Annotated in this window: 17 protein-coding genes and 5 pseudogenes; 15 read left to right on the forward strand and 7 right to left on the reverse strand. The window is 59.9% G+C overall.

Annotation, left to right across the window (positions count from 1 at the left end):
* The first annotated feature begins 184 nt into the window (after nt 1-184).
* From HAP54_RS16735 to HAP54_RS16745, 3 genes are all read left to right on the forward strand, one after another.
* The gene (locus tag HAP54_RS16735) at nt 185-949 is read left to right on the forward strand and encodes a HesA/MoeB/ThiF family protein (RefSeq protein ID WP_166301803.1); all 765 of its coding nucleotides are present in this window, start codon (nt 185-187) and stop codon (nt 947-949) included.
* 158 nt (nt 950-1,107) lie between these two features.
* On the forward strand, nt 1,108-1,470 hold the full coding sequence (locus tag HAP54_RS16740) for a hypothetical protein (RefSeq protein WP_166301806.1): 363 nt from the start codon (nt 1,108-1,110) through the stop codon (nt 1,468-1,470).
* 51 nt (nt 1,471-1,521) lie between these two features.
* Nucleotides 1,522-1,992 (forward strand): hypothetical protein, encoded by a 471-nt coding sequence (locus HAP54_RS16745; protein ID WP_166301809.1) that lies wholly within the window; start codon nt 1,522-1,524, stop codon nt 1,990-1,992.
* A 510-nt stretch (nt 1,993-2,502) separates the two neighbouring features.
* On the opposite strand, the pseudogene HAP54_RS16750 reads toward HAP54_RS16745, so the two are convergent.
* Nucleotides 2,503-3,860 (reverse strand): annotated as a pseudogene (locus tag HAP54_RS16750) (IS3 family transposase).
* A gap of 184 nt (nt 3,861-4,044) precedes the next feature.
* Here HAP54_RS16750 and tnpA point away from each other — a divergent pair.
* From tnpA to tnpC, 3 genes are read left to right on the forward strand one after another with little or no spacing between them, the layout of a single operon-like run.
* Complete coding sequence (gene tnpA, locus HAP54_RS16755; protein ID WP_166294114.1) at nt 4,045-4,443, forward strand: IS66-like element accessory protein TnpA; 399 nt, start codon at nt 4,045-4,047, stop codon at nt 4,441-4,443.
* A complete protein-coding gene (gene tnpB, locus HAP54_RS16760; RefSeq protein ID WP_028182053.1) occupies nt 4,440-4,787 on the forward strand; it encodes an IS66 family insertion sequence element accessory protein TnpB in 348 nt (115 codons plus the stop codon). The genes tnpA and tnpB overlap by 4 nt, the downstream gene beginning before the upstream one ends.
* 45 nt (nt 4,788-4,832) lie before the next feature.
* Nucleotides 4,833-6,497, forward strand: a complete 1,665-nt coding sequence (gene tnpC / locus HAP54_RS16765; RefSeq protein WP_166294112.1) for an IS66 family transposase — start codon at nt 4,833-4,835, stop codon at nt 6,495-6,497.
* Nucleotides 6,498-6,834: 337 nt separating this feature from the next.
* Here tnpC and HAP54_RS16770 read toward each other — a convergent pair whose 3' ends face one another.
* On the reverse strand, nt 6,835-7,401 hold the full coding sequence (locus HAP54_RS16770) for a hypothetical protein (protein WP_166301812.1): 567 nt from the start codon (nt 7,399-7,401) through the stop codon (nt 6,835-6,837).
* A 543-nt stretch (nt 7,402-7,944) separates the two neighbouring features.
* Nucleotides 7,945-8,166, reverse strand: a pseudogene (locus HAP54_RS16775) (IS3 family transposase); the annotation flags it as partial.
* Between HAP54_RS16775 and HAP54_RS16780 the strand changes: the two are divergent.
* The 6 genes and pseudogenes from HAP54_RS16780 to HAP54_RS16805 all read left to right on the forward strand — a co-directional run bounded on the left by HAP54_RS16780 (nt 8,147) and on the right by HAP54_RS16805 (nt 16,053).
* Nucleotides 8,147-9,241 carry a hypothetical protein gene (locus tag HAP54_RS16780; protein ID WP_166301818.1) on the forward strand — a complete coding sequence of 365 codons (1,095 nt, stop codon included), beginning with the start codon at nt 8,147-8,149 and terminating at the stop codon, nt 9,239-9,241. The pseudogene HAP54_RS16775 and the gene HAP54_RS16780 overlap by 20 nt on opposite strands.
* Before the next feature lie 348 nt (nt 9,242-9,589).
* A pseudogene (locus HAP54_RS16785) lies at nt 9,590-9,844 on the forward strand (transposase); the annotation flags it as partial.
* Between the two features lie 223 nt (nt 9,845-10,067).
* The gene (locus tag HAP54_RS52500; protein WP_166301821.1) at nt 10,068-10,286 is read left to right on the forward strand and encodes a transposase; all 219 of its coding nucleotides are present in this window, start codon (nt 10,068-10,070) and stop codon (nt 10,284-10,286) included.
* A 1,381-nt stretch (nt 10,287-11,667) separates the two neighbouring features.
* Entirely contained in the window at nt 11,668-12,021 is a 354-nt protein-coding gene (locus tag HAP54_RS16795) for a helix-turn-helix transcriptional regulator (protein ID WP_166301824.1), read from the forward strand.
* A 91-nt stretch (nt 12,022-12,112) separates the two neighbouring features.
* The gene (locus HAP54_RS16800; RefSeq protein WP_166301827.1) at nt 12,113-13,402 is read left to right on the forward strand and encodes a cytochrome P450; all 1,290 of its coding nucleotides are present in this window, start codon (nt 12,113-12,115) and stop codon (nt 13,400-13,402) included.
* Nucleotides 13,403-14,931: 1,529 nt separating this feature from the next.
* Nucleotides 14,932-16,053, forward strand: a complete 1,122-nt coding sequence (locus tag HAP54_RS16805; protein ID WP_166301830.1) for a hypothetical protein — start codon at nt 14,932-14,934, stop codon at nt 16,051-16,053.
* A gap of 39 nt (nt 16,054-16,092) precedes the next feature.
* Here the strand turns inward: HAP54_RS16805 and HAP54_RS16810 are convergent.
* A pseudogene (locus HAP54_RS16810) lies at nt 16,093-16,968 on the reverse strand (IS3 family transposase); the annotation flags it as partial.
* A gap of 228 nt (nt 16,969-17,196) precedes the next feature.
* Here HAP54_RS16810 and HAP54_RS16815 point away from each other — a divergent pair.
* Nucleotides 17,197-18,579: an IS110 family transposase gene (locus tag HAP54_RS16815; protein WP_166298319.1), complete on the forward strand. Its 1,383-nt coding sequence runs from the start codon at nt 17,197-17,199 to the stop codon at nt 18,577-18,579.
* 2 nt (nt 18,580-18,581) lie between these two features.
* Here HAP54_RS16815 and HAP54_RS16820 read toward each other — a convergent pair.
* A pseudogene (locus HAP54_RS16820) lies at nt 18,582-18,824 on the reverse strand (transposase); the annotation flags it as partial.
* 67 nt (nt 18,825-18,891) lie between these two features.
* Nucleotides 18,892-19,083 carry an FAD-dependent oxidoreductase gene (locus tag HAP54_RS16825; RefSeq protein ID WP_312022851.1) on the reverse strand — a complete coding sequence of 64 codons (192 nt, stop codon included), beginning with the start codon at nt 19,081-19,083 and terminating at the stop codon, nt 18,892-18,894.
* A gap of 126 nt (nt 19,084-19,209) precedes the next feature.
* Between HAP54_RS16825 and HAP54_RS16830 the strand changes: the two genes are divergently transcribed.
* Nucleotides 19,210-20,094, forward strand: a complete 885-nt coding sequence (locus HAP54_RS16830) for a LysR family transcriptional regulator (protein WP_166301833.1) — start codon at nt 19,210-19,212, stop codon at nt 20,092-20,094.
* Nucleotides 20,095-20,156: 62 nt separating this feature from the next.
* Nucleotides 20,157-20,420, forward strand: coding sequence for a hypothetical protein (locus HAP54_RS16835; protein WP_166301836.1), 264 nt, complete (start codon nt 20,157-20,159; stop codon nt 20,418-20,420).
* A gap of 15 nt (nt 20,421-20,435) precedes the next feature.
* Here the strand turns inward: HAP54_RS16835 and HAP54_RS16840 are convergent, their stop codons facing one another.
* A complete protein-coding gene (locus HAP54_RS16840) occupies nt 20,436-21,233 on the reverse strand; it encodes an enoyl-CoA hydratase-related protein (RefSeq protein ID WP_166301839.1) in 798 nt (265 codons plus the stop codon).
* Between the last annotated feature and the right edge of the window lie 149 nt (nt 21,234-21,382).

A 21,382-nucleotide genomic window follows, 5' to 3' on the forward strand; every position in this document is an offset into this window, starting at 1 on the left:
CGCCGTTCGTGAGTCAAAATGTCACATTCACGATCAGTTCTCAGCGGCGACTGGCCGTGATTCAATCCTCACCACATCCAGGAGTAAGACTGTGATGGGTGAAATAGCGGATCGACAACGGGGACAGCTCTGCACCGGGCTCCTGTCCGGGACAACGATCGCGTTCCTCGGCACCGGTAGGAGCTTGAGCAACATCGAAGTTCTTGCCTCAACTGGAATCGGTCATTTTATCCTCGTCGACGGTGGCATCGTCGAGCGCGAAAATATTGGTCAGTCGGGCTTCGCGTGCGATGACATCGGAGAACTAAAGGGGGATGTTGCTGCCAACCGTGTCAAGCGCATTAATCCAGATGCGCGCGTCGAGACGTTCCCCTGCCGCGACAATGAGCTTGAAGATCTCGACGCCGTCCTTGGAGGTGCCGATCTCGTCATCGACGGAACAGATAGTCTGTCTGCGGCAATTCGACTGAGCCGAGCCGCCGTTCAGCTCGGCATCGATGCGTTGCATATCAGGACGGAAGGCGACAATCGGCAATACGTTATCGCGGGCACTTTGCGGAATCCTGCGGGGCTCGGCTGCGTGCGGTGCTTTCTCAAGAGCGCGTGCGATCTTCATGAGGCCGGACATCAATCGCCGCCGTTTTACAATAGTCACCGCATCGTTCCGGAGACCTTGAATGTCAAGGCGGCGTGGGTCGCGCTCGGACTTCTCCACTACCGGGTTGGCTCGACGTTATCCATCGCATCCATTGGGGAGCATTTCACCCAGCTGCCATGCTGGATCGGGTTGAATGGAATTCATGCCGCAAGTGGAGAGATTTTTCCGATCCGGGCCTACCGCGAGCCGCTTCCCGTCGGCTGGCGGTGCCCGGTGTGTGGCACGAGCGCGTGCGCGAAGCCTCCGGTGCAGCGCCCGGAAGACCCTAACCAGGAGCGCGATAGGCAATGAGGAGAAGAATATGGGAACGACAGCTCAACGTCTTTCGGTCTGGGAACCATCACCGATTGGTCCTGACACTTTCCATTGATTGGGGAGCCGAACTCGACCAGAGCGACGCGATGGGCAGGCGACTGCCCATCGCAGTGAGACCGGGGACGGAGGGATCGATGCCTGTGCAGTTAAAGAATGTATACTGCGGCGGCAACCCGAACCTGGCTTCAATCCGTCAACAGGTTCCCGACCAGAGCAACGGGCGACTGAGCCACCAAAGTGTACTTGGCGATTTCTCCGTGTTCCGGTTCGAGCGCACCGCGGAAAGCTACAACATTTTCATCGAGCAACAGCGAGACTATGGTGGCCGTGCCAGCGATGCGAGTGCCACCCATCGGTTGGGCCTCTGCATGGGACGACCCCGCATCTGCATCTGGCCCGGCAAAGAGCCTCGTGATCTACCGGCAGCCATTTTTCTCGCGATGTTGTGGGCTGAACGCACGTCTCGTTATATCCGCGATGGCAAACCATGGAGCTAAAAGGAGATCATGAGGGGAGCTCTCAGTGGTGGAGATCATCCGATAATTAGAATGGATCATGGCGTCCGGCAGATTCTATTGAATTCGATTTGCCGACATCCGCCCGAGCTCTACGCAATTCTCGCGGGGAGCCTCAGTGATCCGCACCGTGTGACCGATTGCAGACCGATGCCGCCAATGGTTGGGCCCGACGGCCGCTTAAACAGAGGCCGGGGTCACGTTCAGCTCAACGCACCATTTATTGAATACTACCTCAACATGGAATTGCTTCCCGCAAACAAATACGTCCTCGGCGTGATCCACACGCACCCATCAAACCTGAAGAACCTAACTGGCGGCGTAGCTGGTAGCGGTCAGGGAGACATGCCTTCTATTCGCGCGGCGTTGCAGCGGGCTGCGGAGGCCCAGAAGAACTGGAAAGACTTTTTAGCGCCAATCATCACGATGGACGCGGACGCGCGGAGCGCCAACATTTACGGGCTGGATTGTCCGGCTGGGCCAGCCAGCCCCTATTCCTGCTGAGATTGTCTTCGAGGAGGCGAGTCCCGATTTGGCGGCAAAGCACATCCCGATTGAGGAGTGGATGGCTCCATATTTTGCGATCGTCAAACGAGTGCGCACAGATCGGTGGTCCTCCGCGGGCCATAAGCGCTGGATGATCAAGAAGATCTATCAATGCATGCGCGCTGACCTCGACGCCAAGGTCAAGAAACATCGGGTGCATCGATGCCCTACGTAGTTGCGATCTCAATTGGCCTGCTGGGGTTGGTAACCATTCGAGACGCTTGCTATTTCGTTGACGCCTACGGGTTAGCGAACTTAAACCTCGAATGGCTCTTAATGCTGGCATTCGGATTTTTCCTAGTTTGGCTTGGGTGGTTCATATTCAAAGAAACGCTCACAAAGACGTACACAATCCGCAAACGGTAGCGCTATGCATGTACGCTAGCAGTCTGCTTGTCCGTTGTCAGATAATTTGAGACTGATCAGGCCGTTCGAGAAGGGAGGCTCTGGCTCATCAGGGGTTAGAGTTTAAGCTGCCTGCAGTTGATGCTGCAAGCGGCGGTTTGCGATGGTGTCGCGCTGGATGCGTTTTCGCTCTGCGAGGATCGCCTTGGCTCCGCCGAAGTAGACATCGGCTGGTGTAAGGTTGTCGATGCTCTCATGATAGCGAACTTGATTGTAGTGTTCGACGAAGGCCGATATCTGCCGTTCGAGATCGCCAGGCAGGTAGTAGTTGTCAAGCAGAATGCGGTTCTTCAGCGTCTGATGCCAGGGCTCGATCTTTCCCTGGGTCTGGGGATGGTACGGAGCACCGCGCACATGCTGCATGCCGTTCTGGTCGAGCCACTTGGCCAGATCGTCCGCCACGTAACTCGAACCATTGTCGCTGAGAGGCCTTGGCCGGTGCGCGACGGCGCTGTGGTCAAGGCCGGATACAGCGAATGCCTGGTCGAGGGTGGACGTGACGTCGGAAGCGCACATGGTGGGATCAAGCCTCCAGGCCACGACGTAGCGCGAGAAGTCGTCAAGCTCGGTCGAGAGATAGTACCACCCCCATCCGGTGATCTTGAGCTAGGTGAAGTCGGTCTGCCAGAGCTGGTTGACGGCCGTCGTCTTGTCCTTGAACTCGTTCGCGGCCTTGATCACCACATAGGCAGGGCTGGTGATGAGGTCATGCGCCTTCAGCAGCCGATAGACCGACGCTTCGGACACAAAGTACTTTCGTTCGTCGGTGAACCGCACGGCCAGCTCGCGGGGCGACAGCTCAGGTAACTCCAGCGCCAGGTCGATGATCTGGCCCCGCACATCGTCGGGGATGCGACCGGCCTGGTCGAGACCGGTGATCGGCCAGCGCTTCAACGCCCCCCTCGCGGTAGCGATCATACCAGCGATAGAACGTGGCGCGTGGGATCGCGCGCTTGACCGGAAGATGCGATTGCTCGACCAGCTGGATGATCTCGGCCTTCTCGGAGGCGGGATACCTCATGCCTCATCCTCCCCATCTCTCACCCGACAGGTGAATGCGAAGCATTCACCGATAGGGCCCGTTCATGCTTTTTTTGAGCAGACGGTTCTCCAGGGGCAGATCGGCTACAGCCTCCCTCAGAGCGGCGGCCTCCCGGCGGAGATCCTTCACCTCGCCGGAGGTCGCAGCTCGCGCCGTGTCGCCCGCCAAGCGGCGCTTACCAGCTTCGAGGAACTCCTTGTACATCGAGGCGGCAATGCCCTCGCGGCGGCACAGCTCGGAGAGATTCTCCTCGCCGCGCAATCCTTCCAGCACGATGCGGAATCTTCTCTTCCGCCGCATAATGCCGGCGGGTCTGTCGCCTAATGTCCTTTAGGACTTGTTCTGCCGGTGCTTTGCCCGGTCCGGATGTCTGCTTCATCTTCGCTCCTGGTGGCTACGATGAACCAAAAATCCTCCCTCCGCAAAATCCCTCAATTTGTCTCACACGCCCTGACGGCGAACAATCGGCTTCGCGCTTACGAATGGTATTCCTCCGCTAAGGGCCGCCTTGTTTGATGGGCGCGAGCGCTGCAGGTCCTAGGGGTAATCCTAGGAGAAGCGCTATGACGATTTCGAGGGCGGAGGTGATCACAACGGTCGAGCGGCGGCGCCGGTGGTCGCAGGATGAGAAGGAACGGCTCGTCGCAGCGTCGCTCGAGCCCGGCGCCAATGTTTCCGAGGTGGCTCGCGTGGCCGGGCTTCATGTGAGCCAGCTGTTCAGGTGGCGTAAGGAGCTTTGCAGGCACGGCGAAGCGAGCATAGCGCCGTTTGTTCCGGTCGAGATTGGGCCGTCTGCGCTACCGCGGGAGGTGGCCGAAGCGGCGTTGACGCCAACGGCGCGTCGACGCAAGAGCCAGGGCATCATCGAGATTGATCTTGGTAGCGGGCACCGCATCCGGGTCGATGGCGACGTTGATGGAGATGCGCTACGTCGCGTTCTCGATGCTTTGGTCCGCCGATGATCCCGGTTCCGACGGGCGCGCGAGTGTGGCTCGCGACAGGCTACACGGACATGCGCCGAGGCTTTCCGTCGTTGGCGCTCCAAGTGCAGGAGGTGCTGCACAAAGACCCGCTCAGCGGTCATTTGTTTGTCTTCCGCGGTCGCCGCAGCGATCTTGTGAAGCTGATCTGGCACGACGGCCAAGGAGCATGCCTTTTTACCAAAAGACTCGAGCGAGGAAGGTTCATCTGGCCATCGGTTGGCGGTGAAACGGTAACGATCTCGCCGGCGCAGTTGAGTTATCTGTTGTCCGGAATCGATTGGCGCACCCCGCAAGAAACCCAGCGTCCGACGCGGGTCGGATAACCGTTTTGGGTTTGAATCTGCTGCTCGATCTGATTCAATGGCTTCATGAGCTCGAAGCCAGACGATCTTCCTGCGGATCTTGCGAGCGCCTACATGGCGCTGCTGGCCGAGCGCAAGGCGTTGCAAGTTGAGCGCGATATCGCAGTCGCGGATGCCGCCAGCGCGCGGGCGGAGCTGTCGGACAACGAAGCGTTGATCGCACATCTCGAACTGCGGATCGAGAAGCTCAAACGCGAACTGTACGGGCCGCGGTCCGAGCGCACGGCGCGGCTGATCGAGCAATTGGAATTGGAGCTCGAAGAACTCATCACCATGGCGAGTGAGGATGAGCTCGCCGCGCGTGCCGCGGCTGCAAAGGTACAGAACGTTCGGGCCTTCACGCGCAAGCGGCCGGTGCGCAAGCCTTGGCCGGACGACATCGAACGCGAGCGGGTCGTCATTGAGGCGCCAACGAGCTGCGCCTGCTGCGGCGGATCGCGCCTGGCGAAGCTGGGCGAGGATGTGACCGAGACGTTGGAGGAGATCCCGCGCCGGTTCAAGCTGATCGAGACGGTGCGGGAAAAGTTCACCTGCCGCGATTGTGAGAAGATCAGCCAGCCGCCCGCGCCGTTCCATGCCACACCGCGTGGCTTCATCGGTCCGCAACTGCTGGCGACAATCCTGTTCGACAAGTTCGGCATGCATATCCCGCTCAACCGTCAGAGCGTGCGCTTTAAGGCCGAGAGGATCGATCTGCCGCTGTCGACGCTGGCCGACCAGGTCGGCCACGGAACCTTCGCCGTTATGCCGCTGTTCCAGCTGATCGAGCACCATGTGCTCGCGGCCGAGCGCCTACATGGCGACGACACCACCATCCGCATCCTGGCGAAGGGCAAGTGCACGACTGGGCGGATCTGGACGTATGTGCGGGATGACCAGCCGTTCGCCGGGCCTGCGCCGCCGGCGGCGGTCTATTACGCCTCGAGCGACCGACGGGGCGAACATCCCCAGAAGCATCTGGCCGCCTTCGCCGGTATCTTGCAGGCGGATTGCTATAGCGGCTTCGAGCCGTTGTTCGATCCGAAAAGAAAAGCGATGCCGATCACGCCCGCATTTTGCCTGGCCCATGCGCGGCGGGGATTCTTCGAGCTGGCCGACATCGAGAAAACGGCCAGGGAAGGCCGCAAGGGCAAACCGGTCTCCCCGATCGCGCTGGAGGCGGTCAGGCGTCTTGACGCTCTGTTCGAGATCGAGCGCGCCATCAACGGCCGCAATGCCGACGAGCGGCGTGCCGTACGCCAGGAGAGGAGCAAGCCGCTTCTCGATGACTTGCACGACTGGCTGCTCCGCGAGCGAGAAGCCCTGTCGCGCTCCTCCGAGGTCCTGAAGCCCATGAACTACATGCTCAGGCGCTGGGACGACTTCTCCCGCTTCCTCGATGATGGCAGGATCTGCCTCAGCAATAATGCCGCTGAAAGAGCGTTGCGCGGCATCGCGTTGGGCAGGCGCAACTGGACCTTCGCCGGCAGCCTGCGCGGCGCCGACCGCGCTGCCATCATGCTGACGATGATCACGACCTGCCGCCTGAACAACGTCGATCCCAAAGCCTGGCTCGCCGACGTCCTCGCCCGGATCGCCGATCTTCCCACTTCGCGTCTGCGCGAACTGCTGCCCTGGGAATGGAAGCTCCTGCGGCAAGCCAACAACCCCACCGATCAGCAGGCCGCCTGACCTTCACCCAACGCTATCTTACAGATCGCCACGCCCACGCGCATGCGTCAATCAGGCGGCCTTCGTCGTATGCGTACTACGAATGAGTTGTGGTTTGCCCTTGACCCAACTGGCTTAGATGCTCGCAAAAGGATATATATGCTGTGTGCACAACTGATTTGATTGGCCCCGCGTGCTTAGTCGGACTTACGGAAGCTGCTGGGGCGCAAACAAAGCTGGGGCCGAAATGCAGATATCGCCAAGCGAAGTAAAGGCCCAGTTGCTCAAGGGCACGCCTCTTTCTTGGACGAAGTTCGACAACCACAAGGCGGGTTCGATAACGCTCAATACGCCCGGCCTAAGACGACTGTTCAGATTTCTTGTCGAACAAAACCCTTCCAAGGTCGCTGAGGCGAGCGAGGCACTCTTCCCACCACAGCGCGAGGTCAGATACGACCTGGAGTGAATGCATGGTTTGGCAGAGGTCGATCACGGACTGAGGAGCATCTGGCGACAAGGTCTCCATGGTCGGTCTCGTAAAATCCGGGAGGGCAGCCGCCTGTTCATCGACAATCTCGTTAGTGAGTTTGGCGATACCGGTGAGTACGTCGCTGAAGGCTTCATTGGTCGCAAAGCGAGAACGCGCAGCCTCTGAATATGCGTTCTTCGGAACCATCGTGCGAAGAAGGTCGAAGTGCTTTCGAACGTCCGACGTCAATAGTGCCCTTAATTCCCGATCTATGGCGCCGCAAGCGTCGTCAATCTTCCGTTCTGCCGCGGACGCGTGCGCCCGCAATTCCAAAAGTTGGGCTGCAAGGCTCTTTTGCTGTTCATTTGTAAGCTGTCCTTCGCAGAGCGGACATATCGCGAAAGGGTCGCCTTCAGGCTCAACGAAGTATTGCGCCGCTAGCGCCTTGAGTCTCAATCTTGCGTCTCCCCTCTGGCGCTCGTGCCAGTGCACCGCTTCTTTGAGTTGCTCCTTTGATGCCTCTATAGCGTTGGGAAGGGACCTAAAATCGTCATCCTTAGAAGCGGTTTTCAGAGCTACCCAGGCTTCGAACTGTATAATTCCATTCACGCCCAGCTTCGTAATAGCGCGAGTGCTCTCTACTGCTTGCTTTACCCGGGTTCGAGCGGCCGCAACGCTTGTGTCCAGGGTGTCTGCAATCTCGGTCTTGAGCGTTGCGATGTGTTCGGTAGCTTGAGCGGAAGCCGACTTCGCAGCGTCAAGAAGTGATTTATGATGGTCTTTCTCGCCGAGTGTTCGGAGGCCGGAAAGGTCGATCGCTAAGGCTTTGGCGTGGATCTCTGCCTTGCCTATGTTCGTTGTGAACGAGCCTACAATTGCGTCAATGCCTTGATCCTTAGCATATTTGTAAAAGCGTTGGGCTTTGTTTCCCAGCTTCGCTGCGCCATCGGCGGTATCTCCAAGTTGGTCGATGATCTTCCCCCGAAAAAATGGACAAGGTTAAGCTGCTTTTAGCTCCATCTCGATCGGACTGACATAGCCGATGGCGGAGTGACGACGAGTTCGATTGTAGAAGCCTTCAATGTAAGCAAAGATATCACGTGTGGCCTCTGCGCGTGTTGCATAGTGAGTGTGGTAGACGAGCTCGATTTTGAGCGTGTGAAAGAAGCTCTCCATTGGAGCATTGTCATAGCAGTCGGCCTTGCGGCTCATCGATGCCCTCAAGCCGGCAGATTGCACGACCTTGCGCGAGGCGCACGTGGCTCCGTTCAACCGCCAGACCTTTAAAGAGCTCGTTGACATGCTCATGGGTGGCGGCGGCAAAGAAATGAACATCATCAATGATCCTCACCACAAAGATAACGAAACTCTCGGAGTGGCGCAGGCAGCCGATATAAGGAAGTTCTGGGATAACCAACTTCGGCCCAAGTTGCATCAAGCGTTCCATGTATGCGCGCAATTCGAGGCATTTGCTGGCGAGCCGCGAATGTTTGCGTGGCGAGACAATGTTGTTGCGTTCCCGAACGGTCATAGGGACACGCTAAAGGCACTTACGCTGATGAAGACCGGCGTGGCTGCTGCGGCGAAGACGGATGGAAAGGCGGGCGATGGAATCGTCACCCTCAAGGAATGGGATTCAGCCCAACCTGTAAAACTCTTCAATCACGATATCTACCAGCTAACGGCCAGTACACTCGATCCGGTCGCAGGAATAGGAGACTTTCTGATCGTTTCGAATTTTGCACCCGTGACCAAGCACAGCTTGGTCGTCGCAACTTTTGGCGAACAGCTGTTGGCCCGCCGACACAGCGAAACAGATCTTCACCCGACGATGGCGGTCTTAACAGGGCAAACGCTCGAACCTCATCAACTCCCTCAGCCAGTGATCGCACCAAAAGAAATGGTGCAGCAAAAGAAGATCGTGGGGACATTGTTCGTCTCCCACATTGCATCCCCACCGCCTGATAACGTCAACCAGGAGGCAAGGGCGGTAAGCGACTTTCATTTGGTCGAAAAAGCTTTAGCGAATGCGCGTCTGTTCGAAGTACAAGGTCGAAGTGCCGAGCCTATCGCGCTTGACGGGCAATTTCTTGTCACTCATCCTACGACATTTGGTCCAGACACATTAATGCGGCTCGAAGGGCGGCTTGTCGTGGCGGTAGACGACTCGGGCGAAAGCTACTTCAAGCGTCTGCGCGTCCACAACAAGATGGTCGTCTTGGAAAGCCTCAATCCTGACGGTACCACTCCAGCCCAGTTGCTTAGTTTGGACAGATCGCAAGGCTTATCTGTGTGAGCGATTTACTGGAAGTGGTCGGCGTTCTCTTCGAGCTGCCGGGCCAGGGCCCCAAAGCATCCTAGAGCCCGACTCCGTCGGATAGGTCATTAACGGATGCCGTCTCGAACCGCATGGTAAGCGGCAAAGAGACCCCGTCTGGCGGAGTGGGTGAGCGATCGGCTATCGGCTGCTGAGTTTGTGAGCCGATGTGAGCTTCTATGTCTGCGCCTAGTTCTGGAACTAGCCCGTCTTATTCGCGAGAGGGCGCCTGAGAGGCTGGCGAGCGTGGTGTAAAGCGCTGATGCGGCGTAGGATTCGGTTATAAAGCCAACCCCATCACCTTCAGCCGCGAACACCAGGCCCGCCATGACCGATGATACGATTCTGCCCTTCTCGTTTCCAGCCGTTCACGCCAGGAAAGTCACAGCTGCCTTCGATGGCGGTCGGCTGACCTCGAACGGGGGCGTGATGCTTCTGGCGATGGCCGAGCGGCGTCTCGGCTTGGCCGACAATTTGGCCCGGGTGTTCCCGGATCGGCGCGATCCGACGCGGGTCGTGCACAGCCTTGTCGATATGTTCCGCGCGCGCATGTTCGCGATCTGCTGCGGCTACGAGGACGCCGTTCGCCCAACCTACACCTCAAGCGCGTTGCAAAGTAACGGTCGTCAGGCGGTGAAAAGCCGAAGGCAATCCCGCGCGCCTCGTCAAATCGGACTAAAAAAAGCACTCTCACGAATAGGACGGGCTAGAACCTTCCATATGATCGAAGCGGTCGCCGACTGTCTTGGAGGGAGCGCCGCGTCAGCTTCGCCGACGTTGGTCGGACGAGTTCAAGGCGCAAGTTGTGACAGAGGCGCTGGAGCCTGGCGCGAGCGTATCGGCGATCGCCCGCCGGATCGGCATTCACCCGTCGCAGCTGTTCGCCTGGCGCCGTGATGCTCGGGCCGAGCGGCATTATCGCTCGCAGCCCTCGAGTTGCGAGGGTGTGGTGGCTTCTGTGGCAGGCGCAGTGATCGAAATTGCCGATTGGCGAGGTGGTCGTGCGCGCCGGCGTGGATGTTGACGAGGCGCACTTGCAGCGGGTGATCCGGGCGGTCCGTTCGGCATGATCCCCTCTGGTGTCATTCCAACGGGCCGATGCGAACGGCCGCGGAACGACCAGGGCTGGCTTCCTCTCACCGCCGAGTCCGGCAGTGTGACCCGGCGGCCAGGATCGGCCCTGCAGCCCGAACGGTGCGCCGCTAACGGAGTGGTTCTGGAACAATCCCGGCGGGTCGAACCAATCGTTGCTGGCGTTGCAGACGGACTTCATCTGGTCGATCCCGCGGCACGCCATCGGTCCTTGATCGCTGTGGCGGAAAAGTGATGCGACGCAACCGCGCTCTGGCGGCCGGCGTTTGGTGATGCAGACTATCTGGCGCCGGACACGCCGCTGAACCTGACGCTCTATTTGCGTCATCGTCTGTCGGTGCGTCGGCGGCCGGACAGCGCGATCAACCTGTCCGAACTGACCAGACGTGTCACGCTGAGTCAGTTGAAGGCCGAGCGCCCGCGGCAAGCTCCCATCATTTGCGCAAGTATAACACTCCAAGAATCAGAAATGCCACATATGAGCGACATTTGTGCGGGGTCAGCTCAACCCCAGCTAATAAGGCAATCGAGTCGTTCACGGCTTTTCCACCAGCCGATCCGGGCTCCGGCTGTTTGGAGGCGCTGAGGAGGTCGGCATAACTTGCAAACGCAACTCAGTTCTTTAGTGCTCATCGAGGCCAACAGCGCGATCATGTTATCGACGTGAACAATTGGCGTCCCCTTCGAGACACAGATCGGCTCGTTATTATTTGTCTGTAGGAAGCGTACTCTACCGTGTAGGCTATGGCTTTCGATACCAGCAATCGCTTCCGTTCCGGCCCAATGCGCCGAACCGCACCAAGTTGCTGATCAACCGTTGTGAAATCCGCCGGTAGGGGCGAATGAATGCCTCCCGGTTTTGGTAGTAGTCCAAATGAGTGTCAGCAGCTAACCTCTTGGCGACCCGTGGGAAACTACGGACCGTCGAGTTGCCGCGATACGCCACTGTACGCCGAGATGTCGTGGCGAGAGCGTAGCGATTGCACGTTCGTTCCGCTGAGCGAGAAGGAGAAAGTGACGCTTCTGTGCGAACGTTACGGCGTGAATGTCTTTGGGGACGAAGCAGGTACGCCATAGGATGGCGGTGATTACGGCATGATCGACCATTAGCGACTCTCGGCACGCCTGCGCGAACTCCCCACGTCCCCTTGTCCCGCTCCACACTCCTTTCATCGAAACGCTGGCACTATTGTCAAAGCCAAAATGGGGTACGGCGTTCTATTTCGGTGACAAGTCGGCACTTTTTCGTGTCTCGAACTGAGGCGTTCTCAGGTGAATAATTGCGTGTGTGCCTGTCATAAGGCCACCACGCTATGAATTACGACCTCAAATCATGCATTCGACCTCTTCGCCGCCGTTTTGGATTTACGCAAAAAGAGATCGCTTTTCTCATCGGGGTCAAGTGCCGAACTGCGATTTCGCGCCTTGAGGGCGCGAAGCGCAAACCGAGCCTTGAGGCTGCGTTCATATTCGCGCTGCTGTTTGATACAACTCTTTCGGAACTATTTCCCGGGCTGTTGTCCGAGCTCCATGAGGTCACAGTTCGCCGCGCAAATGGTCTCTATGAGGAGCTTCAAGGAAATCCGTCTAACACGACGCAATTCAAGCTAGACTTTCTGGAGAGATTACTAGAACGAGCTGAAAGGCACATGTTTCGTGCCGTATGAGGCGAGCCGATCGACATGCGCTCGCTCTTTCAATCTACATAGATTCCGGTGATCATCGGCGCGACCGATGCTTTGGCGGGTGAGGACGATCATGGACACGGTAACGACCGGGAATCTCGACATCCCCGCAGACATCGCGGCAACCCTCGTCGATCCGGTCGCCTATGCCGACGATCGCATTCACGACGCTTATCGCTGGCTGCGCGCCAACAACCCGCTCGGCATCGCCCGGCCGGAGAAATTTGATCCGTTCTGGGTGGTGACCAAGCACGCGCATATCCAGGCGATCAGCCGCCAGAACGACCTGTTCCACAATGCCGACCGGCCGACCACGCTGACCAACCAGGCGCTCGAGGAACGCGTTCGCAAGATCACCGGCGGACCCAATCTGGTGCGCTCGCTGGTGCAGATGGATGCGCCCGACCATCCGAAATACCGCGCGCTGACGCAGGGCTGGTTCATGCCGGCCAATCTCGGCAAGTTCGAAGGCCGCGTCCGCGAGATCGCGCGGGCCACGGTGCAGCGCATGCTCGACCGCGGCGGCGCCTGCGATTTCGTCGAGGACGTCGCGCTCGGCTATCCGCTGCACGTCATCATGGAGATTCTCGGCGTGCCGGAGGCGGACGAGCCGCGCATGCTCAAGCTGACGCAGGAGCTGTTCGGCCCGCAGGATCCCGACACCGCGCGCGTCCGCGACGCGCTGAGCGCGGAACAAGTCTCAGTGATGTTGCAGGCGATCATCGCCGACTTCTCGGCTTACTTCCGCAAGATCACCGAAAATCGCCGCCAGAATCCGCGCGAGGATCTCGCCACCGTCATCGCCAACGCGAAGATCGGCGGCGACTATATGCCCGAGCACGATCAGACCAGCTATTACATGATCGTGGCGACCGCGGGCCACGACACCACGTCATCCTCGACCGCGGGCGCGATCTGGGCGCTGGCGAACGACCCCGCGGAATTCGCCAGGGTGAAGGCCAATCCGGAACTGATCCCGGGCCTGGTCGACGAGGCGATCCGCTGGATGACCCCGGTCAAGCATTTCATGCGCTCGGCCACCGCCGACACCGAGCTCGGCGGCCGCAAGATCGCAAAGGGCGACTGGCTGATGCTGTGCTACGCCTCGGGCAATCGCGACGAGGAGGTGTTCGAGGAACCCTATCGCTTCCGCAGCGACCGCAAGCCCAACCGCCATGTCGCGTTCGGCTACGGCGCGCATCTCTGTCTCGGCCAGTATCTCGCCAAGCTCGAGATGCGCATCCTGTTCGAGGAACTGCTGCCGCATCTGAAATCGCTGTCGCTCGACGGCGAGGTGAAGATGACCCAGGCCTATTTTGTCAACGGCCCGAAGAAGCTTCCGATCCGGTTCGAGGTGAATTGACGATTATGGTTGTAGGTTCAGACAAGGAATGGCGAATCGAGAATGCTCGTCATCCTGAAGGACTAAAGCTGCAGTTGCGGCGCTACGTTACATAAACACGCGCGGTTTCGCATTCGTCGTTTTCGAAGGCCACGCATCGCCGTTCGATTGGGAAATACGCGAGATACGCGGTACTCGTTATCCAGGACACGACCGCGCAAGGCACGCAACGAGCGCGGTGGATCACCACTCTCAATGCCTCGATCCGTGTGCTCGCGAAAGACCGCGACGTTCCGTTTTTGCATATTCGCGCGATCAGGTCCGAAGCACATTTGAGCGCTACGAATGCCCGAACAAGCGTAGCCTGGCTGAGCTGATCGCGAAGCATATTCCCGCGCTCGAGCGATATGTCCCGCCGCCTCGCAAACCTTGGATGAGCGAGGACCGCCGAATGGGTCTATTCGATGCAGCGGCGCTGGGTCGGGTAGTCGAGCCGCACAGAGACGAATTGGTCCTGTTGCATGACTTTCCCAAAATTCCCGTTCAGGCTACCGTGACACGGCTGCTTGTCTGCAGCGTTCTATGGGAGGGTAGAATGCACAAAGACGTTTGGATCGCTGTGATGGCATTGCTCGTGCTTACGCTCGGGACAGCAGATAGCGCGATGGCAGCATGTCCGGCGGGGAAAATAACCTGCGCCGCTTGGTGTGCCAGATATCGCCCGGGGGCGCAGGATTGTTTCGTCGGCCCGACTAGCTGCGAGACAAAACCGGGCGGAAAGGCTGCCTGCGTTGGAGACATATGCAACGCGCAAAATGATTCATGCGGGCGACTTCAAGAACAGGAAATCAAGAGGAAACAACGATGACTCGAAACGGTGACGAACGTCGTTGCCCGGGTCTCGCTAGCCCGCCTCGACCGGGGGAAAGGAGGATATAAACCGCCTTCTACTTTCCGGTGGCGAACTTTGTCGCCAGCGAGTGCAGGCTCAAGAGATCGCGAAAGCTGTCGGGGACCCCCGGTGCGAACATGCGCACCGTAGAAACGTCGTGCGCGCCAACACCGCCCATCCTGCTGTTCGTCGAACGTGCCGCGCCTCCTGTTGGAGTACCTCCGAATGAATCCCGGCCTTAACCCGGAAGCGCTTGACGAAGCCTACGAGTACGCCGGTGCCGCGTTTCGCTTGGTAATGCGCCGTCACTTTTCGCTTCGCTTCTTGCTGCTTGCCACCCGAACGAAAGGAGCGTCAGATTGAGACGGGGCGCAATTGAGCGCCTGACAGCTGCCCACACAAGACGGCGACACACCGAGGTCTCCGTTACTCCAACTGGCAGCATCAATGCCATCGGCAGGCACGCAGGGACTGGGTCGGATCGTGACCCCTGCGGCTGAAACCAAGATTGAATTGGATATTCGCACGCCGTTCTCTAAGAGCGGCAGACTGTGCTCGTCGCAATGCGTGTCGTTGTCGTTGCGCGTAGCGATTTGTTTCGAAGGCGACGCCGAGGGCTCCATGATCGTGTGAGCCTGGCGGAAGTCGAGGGAGCGTCATGCAAAATCAATTTCTTCTGTTTGAGGGCATCGACGCCAATGACACTGCAGGTCTGTGGGTCACTGATGGTACGGCGGCCGGCACGCACGTACTCACCGGAATCAGTGGCGCGAATTCGGGCGGGCTGTTGCCCAGATACTTCACAGTATTTGACGGGACGGTTCTGTTTGACGGTTTCAATTCAAACGGGGCCTCTGGCTTATGGGTAACCGACAGCACCGCGGCCGGCACGCACGAACTTACCGGCATCAGCGGCGCGAATTCGGACGGTCTTTTTTCAAATGTTGAGAACCCGGATTTTACTGCCTTTAATGGCCAGGTTCTGTTCAATGGTCTCAATTCGAGTGGTGTCAAAGGCTTATGGACGACCGACGGGACCGCCGCTGGTACGCACGAAATTGCCGATATCAGCGGCGCGAACCTCGTAGGTCTTAATCTTGTGAATCCGCCGGGCATTAATCCTCAGTCAATGGAGGTCTTCGGCGACGAAGTGCTCTTCTTCGGCTCGAATGAGAGTGGCAGTCAGGGCCTCTGGGTCACTGATGGGACGGCGCTTGGTACGCACGAAGTCACTGGTGTCGGTGGCGGTCACCTGGCCGTTTTCAATCACCTGGCGCTGTTTGAGGGCAAAGATGCGAACGGCAACTTAAATCTTTGGGTAACGGACGGTACGGCGGCCGGTACGCACGAGCTTACCAGCATCAGCGGCGCTAATTCGGGCGGCCTCTTTTCGAATGTTGGCAACCCCGATCCCGACTTTACCGTCTTTAACGGCAAAGTTCTGTTCAATGGCGCCAATGCGAGCGGGGCCTTCGGCCTGTGGGTCACGGACGGGACAGCGGCCGGTACGCACGAGATCACCGGGATCAGCGGCGCCAACGGCCTCAGTCCTCGCAACATGACCATCGTCGATAGCAAGGTCGTGTTCATTGGCGGCGACGCGAACGGGCAGTTTGACTTGTGGGTTACCGACGGCACCGCGGCCGGCACCCACCAACTGACATTTAGCGGGCTGTGGCCAACCCTTAACGGTGCAAATTTTGCGAGCTTCAATGGCCAGGTGTTTTTCAATCCGAGCAGAGACTACGGACTATGGGTTGAGCTGGCTCCGGTTGTCTGAACAGATTTTCCGCGTCGATAAGTGGAGCCTCTGCCATGGTTAGGCTGCCAAGCGGAGTGGCAGCGGGTTGAAGTAGGCTTGATCGGGGGTGACGCCGTCAAGGCTCGAATGCGGGCGCCGACCGTTGTAGAAGTCGAGGTATCGGCCGATCGACGCGAGGGCCTCGCTGACGCTGTCATAGGCCCGCAGATACACCTCCTCGTATTTGACGCTGCGCCATAGCCGTTCGACAAACACGTTGTCCCGCCAGGCTCCCTTGCCGTCCATGCTGATCGCAATGCCGTTGTCGGCGAGCACGCCGTTAAAAGCCTGTCCGGTGAACTGCGAGCCCTGATCCGTATTGAAGACGTCCGGCTTGCCGTGACGAGCCAGGGCATCCTGAAGCGTCGCGACACAGAACGCCGCCTCCATGGTGATCGATACGCGCCACGACAGCACGCGGCGGCTGAACCAGTCGAGCACAACCGCCAGATAGACGAAGCCTCGCGCCATCGGGATGTAGGTGATGTCCATCGCCCACACCTGGTTCGGCCGCGTGATCTCCATCCCGCGCAGCAGGTACGGGTAGATCTTGTGGCCCGGCTCGGGCTTTGTCGTGCGTGGACGGCGATAGAGCGCTTCTATCCCCATCCGCCGCATCAACGTCTTCACATGCCGACGGCCGATCTTGCACCCATCGGCAGCCAGCAGCCCTCGCAACATGCGAGAGCCGGCAAAAGGGAACTCCAGATGCAGCCGGTCGAGGCGCTGCATGATCGCAAGGTCGGCGTCCGGCACCGGCCGCGGCAGGTAGTACACGCTGCCGCGGCTGATGTTCAAAGCCTCCGCCTGCCTGGTGATCGACAGCTCGTGCTCACGGTCGATCATCGCTTTGCGCTCAGCAATCCCGCCTTGGTGAGCGCTCCTTCTAAAAAACTATGCGCGGCGATGCGCTCCCCCTGTGGGATAGAAACGGACCGGCGCTAGATTGCCGACCGGGAGGGAGCGGCCGATACGATTTTGGTGGCACGTGACCCCGTTAAAAAACCTGGTCCATGGGTTGTCGCGCACTTGAGAGTGGTGACGCCATCCGGCGATCCCGTTTAGGAATCTGACGTATAGCGCAGCCCAGCCCTTCCGCCGCCGTCAGCAGGAGGATTAGAGATGAACCCCAAAAGATCGAAGTCGAGGAACGGAGGTAAGATGCAGATGGTGCACCCGGACGCGGCTGCCATCGACGTCGGAGCGACTATGCACATGGCTGCCGTGAGGGCAGATCGCGCACCGGAGCCAGTCCGCAGCTTCGGTACCTTCACGGCTGATCTGCATCGGCTAGTCGACTGGTTTACTGAATGCGGCGTCGAGACTGTCGTCATGGAATCGACCAGCGTCTACTGGATTCCGATCTTCGAGCTTCTCGATGCCCGGGGATTTAACGTGTTTCTTGTCAACGCGCGCGATGCCAAGCACGTGCCGGGGCGCAAGACCGATGTCAGCGATGCGCAATGGCTGCAGCGGCTCCATTCATTCGGGTTGCTGCGGGCCAGCTTTCGGCCCAAAGGGCAGATTGCCGAGCTGCGAGCCTACGTGCGTCAGCGCGAGCGTCTGCTGGAGTACGCGGCCTCACACATCCAGCATATGCAGAAGGCCTTGACGGAGATGAATCTTCAGCTGCACCACGTCGTCACCGACATCACCGGCGTGACCGGCCTGCGTATCATACGGGCGATCCTTGCCGGCGAGCGCGATCCTGAGGCGCTGGCGTGCTTGCGCCATTATAGTTGCCGCTCCAGCGCCGAGACGATCGCGAAGGCGCTCACCGGAAGCTACCGCGCCGAGCATCTGTTTGCGCTCGAGCAGGCACTTGCGCTTTACGACGCCTACCACGAGAAGGCATCTGCCTGCGACGCCCGAATTGAAGCCGTGTTGAAGGAACTGAGCTTCCATCGGGGGCATGGCCACGGATCAGCGCCGCGGGTCTCGCGGCGTCGGAATCGAACCGATCAGGCGAACGCTCCAGCTTTCGATGTCCGCGAGGCGCTGTTCGCGTTGCTCGGAAAGGACCTCACCGCGATCGACGGCCTCGGTCCTTACCTCTCGCTGAAGCTGATCGCTGAATGCGGCGACGACCTCTCCTCGTGGCCAAGTGCAAAGCATTTTACCTCCTGGCTGGGACTGGCGCCGAGCAACAAGGTCTCCGGCGGCAAAATGCTCTCGTCCCGAACGCGCCGATCCGGCGGCCGAGCGGCGGCACTTCTGCGCCTTGCTGCCGTGACCGTGGGTCGTACAGACACTGCGCTCGGCGCCTTTTATAGACGGCTCTCAGCGCGCATCGGCAAGGCCAAGGCCGTGACCGCCACGGCCCGGAAGATCGCAGTTCTGTTCTACAATGCTGTGCGATACGGAATGGACTATGTCGATCCCGGGGCCTCGTCCTACGAGACGCGTTACCGGACGCGAGTGGTCAACAATTTGCATCGGCGTGCCAAGGCATTCGGCTTTGTTCTCCATCCCTTGGAGCCGAAAGTAGATGCTGCCGTTTCTTAGGAATCGTTCTCCAGCGTCAGTTCGCCGATCTTGGCGTGCAGCGACTTCACGTCGATGGCTGCTTGCTCCGCTCCGGAGCCGCCGCCGGGACCGAACGCATCGGCGGCCTTGCTTTCAAGCTGAGCCTTCCACGCCGTGATCTGATTGGGGTGGACGTCGAACTGCTCGGCAAGCTGAGCCAGCGTTCGATCGCCCTTCACGGCGGCGAGCGCCACCTTCGCCTTGAAGGCCGGTGTGTGGTTCCGGTGTGTGGTTCCGGCGTGTTCTTCTGCTCATTGTCGCTCCTGATTCGCAGGCACAGCGTGCCCGCTGTCAGCCAGAAACTCCACTTATCGCCCTGTGCAGAATTCCGGGGCCGGCTCTGATCAGCAGCGTCCGCCGTCCGGCACGTGCCGCGCCGACGGCGGCCGCGATGCCGGCCGGTCCGCCGCCGAGCACCACCACGTCATATTCGCCATAGAGGGGGACCTGCCGCGCAGGTTCTTCGATCGTGCTCGCTCGCATCATTTCCGCCCTGAACAAAGTTGATTGGGCCAACTATGAATTGATGCGGAGTGCGGTACAAGCCACCAAATTATGTAATCAGCTTTCGCGAATCGAGAAAGGCAAGGAAGAGAACGGGAAGAGCAGATGGATACGCTTGTTAACCTCGAGGCCTTCCTCGCCACCGCCGACGCTGGCGGCTTCTCCGCCGCTGCGCGCAAGCTCAACGTCGCAACGTCAGTCGTCGCCAAGCGCGTCACCCAGCTCGAGGAACGGATTGGCACCGCGCTGTTCCACCGCTCGACCCGCCAGTTGCGGCTGACCGAGGCCGGGCAGCAATATGTCCATCGCGCCCGCGGCGTGGTTGCCGATGTCGGCGATTTGCTGTCGCGGATGGGCGAGAAGCAGCGCGACCTCACCGATCACCTCCGCGTCAAGGCACCGACCTCGCTGACGGTGGCGCGGCTCGCCGATGCCTTCACGATCTTCCAGAAGCAAAACCGAAGCGTGAAGCTCGAGATCGTGATGATCGACCGCCCGGTCGATCCGGTGACCGAGGGTTTTGACATCGCGATCGGCGCCTTCCCGCATTCCTTCGGCGGCGTCGTCGACGAGCCGCTGTGCCGGCTGCCGCGGCTGTTGTGCGCCTCGCCAGCGTATCTGAAGAAGCACGTCGCACCGAAGCATCCGCGCGACCTGGTCGATCATCGCTGCCTCAGCTTCCTGCCGACCGGACCGGAATGGCCGTTCGAGGGGCCGCGCGGCCGCATCAATATCCAGGTGCGCCCGATTCTCTCTTCGAACGAGGGCCGCGTGATGACGCAAAGCGCGATCGCCGGCAACGGCATCGCCCTGCTCTCGCATTATCTGGTCGCGGACGCGCTGCGCGACGGCACCTTGCAGCCGGTGCTCACTGAGTTTCCGATCCCGGAACTGTGGGTGAAGGCCGCCGTTCCGGAACGCCGCATCAATGCCGCCGCGGTGCAGGCGCTGCTGAAGACATTGAAGAAATCGCTGTCGCAATCGTTGTGATACAGTGGCGGTCTTGCCCCTCGCACGCCGACCTGAGACAAGACCACGAAAGGATCGCCCGCTTGAAGCTCCTGATCTCAGTTTCGCTCGGCCTCATCATCCTCGCTGGGCCAGCGGCGGCGATCGAGACCTGCCGCTTCATTGAGGCCAAGGCGGAACGCGAGGCCTGCTACCACCGCCAGGAGCAGGAGCTGGCGGCGCGCCGCAAGCCCGACGCGCCTGCGACGCCGTCGAGCGAATCGAAGACGTTCGATCAGCTGCAACAGATGCGCCGCGACGACGCGGAGGTCTACCGCAGCATCCGCGGCATCTGCAACGGCTGCTGAGCGAAACAGAGAGACTTACGCCTTGCCACCCCACCGGCCCGCACGCTTCTCGGCAAAGGACGCGAGCCCTTCGGCCGCCTCGGCGGTCTGCCGCTTGGCCGAATGCAGATGGACAAGGCGCTTGTAGGCGTCGTCGTCCACGCCCATGCCGCCGAACGAGCTCTCCATCGCGAGCTTCTTGGTCTCGGCCATCGCATCCGGTGCGTTGCCGAGCAGCTGCTCGACGACCTTGGCGCCGGCGCTTTCGAGATCGGCGAGCGGCACCACCTCATGCACGAGGCCGATGCGGCGGGCATCCTCGGCGCCGAAGCGTTCGCCGGTCAGCGCGTAACGCCGCACCTGGCGGACGCCGATGGCGTCGCAGAGCTGCGGGATGATGATCGCCGCGGTCAGACCCCAGCGCACCTCGGTGATCGAGAACAGCGCGTTATCCGCCGCGATCACCACATCGCAGGCCGAGATCACGCCGGTGCCACCGCCGAAGCAGCCGCCCTGCACCAGTGCGACCGTCGGGACCGGCAGCGTGTTGAGGCGCTGCACCGCCTCGAAGGTGGCGCGCGACGCCACCTCGTTCTCCTCTGATGATTTCGGCCGCACGCCGTTGATCCATTTCAGGTCGGCGCCGGCCTGGAAATGCTTGCCATTGCCTTTGAGCACCACGACGCGCACCGGCTTGGTCGAGAGGTCGTCGATCGCAGCCAGCACGCCCGCAATCAGCGCGCCGTCATACGCATTGTTGACCTCGGGGCGATTCAGCGTGACGGTCGCGCCCCCGCGCGCATCGAGGCTCCACAGGACTGGGCTGGCCGACATGATTTTTCTCCCTCGTTCGGCATTGCTCTTGCCTTGTACTAGCCTTGCACTATGGCGAGCGGAGATGCCTTGATCCATCACTTTCAAGCGCGCGCGACCGCGCCACGCGCATGACGGGTTGCGCGATGCCCCGCGCTTGTGGAAACTGA

Origin of the sequence: Bradyrhizobium sp. 2S1, assembly GCF_011516625.5 — a bacterium.
Lineage (GTDB): Bacteria > Pseudomonadota > Alphaproteobacteria > Rhizobiales > Xanthobacteraceae > Bradyrhizobium > Bradyrhizobium septentrionale.

What these genes read in the sequence shown, in the direction of transcription:
- tnpC (WP_166294112.1), top strand. Translation starts at nt 4,833, where the DNA reads ATGAGCTCGAAGCCAGACGATCTTCCTGCGGATCTTGCGAGCGCCTAC.
- HAP54_RS16840 (WP_166301839.1), bottom strand. Translation starts at nt 21,233, where the DNA reads ATGTCGGCCAGCCCAGTCCTGTGGAGCCTCGATGCGCGCGGGGGCGCG.
- HAP54_RS16800 (WP_166301827.1), top strand. Translation starts at nt 12,113, where the DNA reads ATGGACACGGTAACGACCGGGAATCTCGACATCCCCGCAGACATCGCG.
- HAP54_RS16805 (WP_166301830.1), top strand. Translation starts at nt 14,932, where the DNA reads ATGCAAAATCAATTTCTTCTGTTTGAGGGCATCGACGCCAATGACACT.
- HAP54_RS16740 (WP_166301806.1), top strand. Translation starts at nt 1,108, where the DNA reads ATGCCTGTGCAGTTAAAGAATGTATACTGCGGCGGCAACCCGAACCTG.
- HAP54_RS16815 (WP_166298319.1), top strand. Translation starts at nt 17,197, where the DNA reads ATGAACCCCAAAAGATCGAAGTCGAGGAACGGAGGTAAGATGCAGATG.
- HAP54_RS16825 (WP_312022851.1), bottom strand. Translation starts at nt 19,083, where the DNA reads ATGCGAGCGAGCACGATCGAAGAACCTGCGCGGCAGGTCCCCCTCTAT.
- tnpA (WP_166294114.1), top strand. Translation starts at nt 4,045, where the DNA reads ATGACGATTTCGAGGGCGGAGGTGATCACAACGGTCGAGCGGCGGCGC.
- HAP54_RS16745 (WP_166301809.1), top strand. Translation starts at nt 1,522, where the DNA reads ATGGATCATGGCGTCCGGCAGATTCTATTGAATTCGATTTGCCGACAT.
- tnpB (WP_028182053.1), top strand. Translation starts at nt 4,440, where the DNA reads ATGATCCCGGTTCCGACGGGCGCGCGAGTGTGGCTCGCGACAGGCTAC.
- HAP54_RS16795 (WP_166301824.1), top strand. Translation starts at nt 11,668, where the DNA reads ATGAATTACGACCTCAAATCATGCATTCGACCTCTTCGCCGCCGTTTT.
- HAP54_RS16830 (WP_166301833.1), top strand. Translation starts at nt 19,210, where the DNA reads ATGGATACGCTTGTTAACCTCGAGGCCTTCCTCGCCACCGCCGACGCT.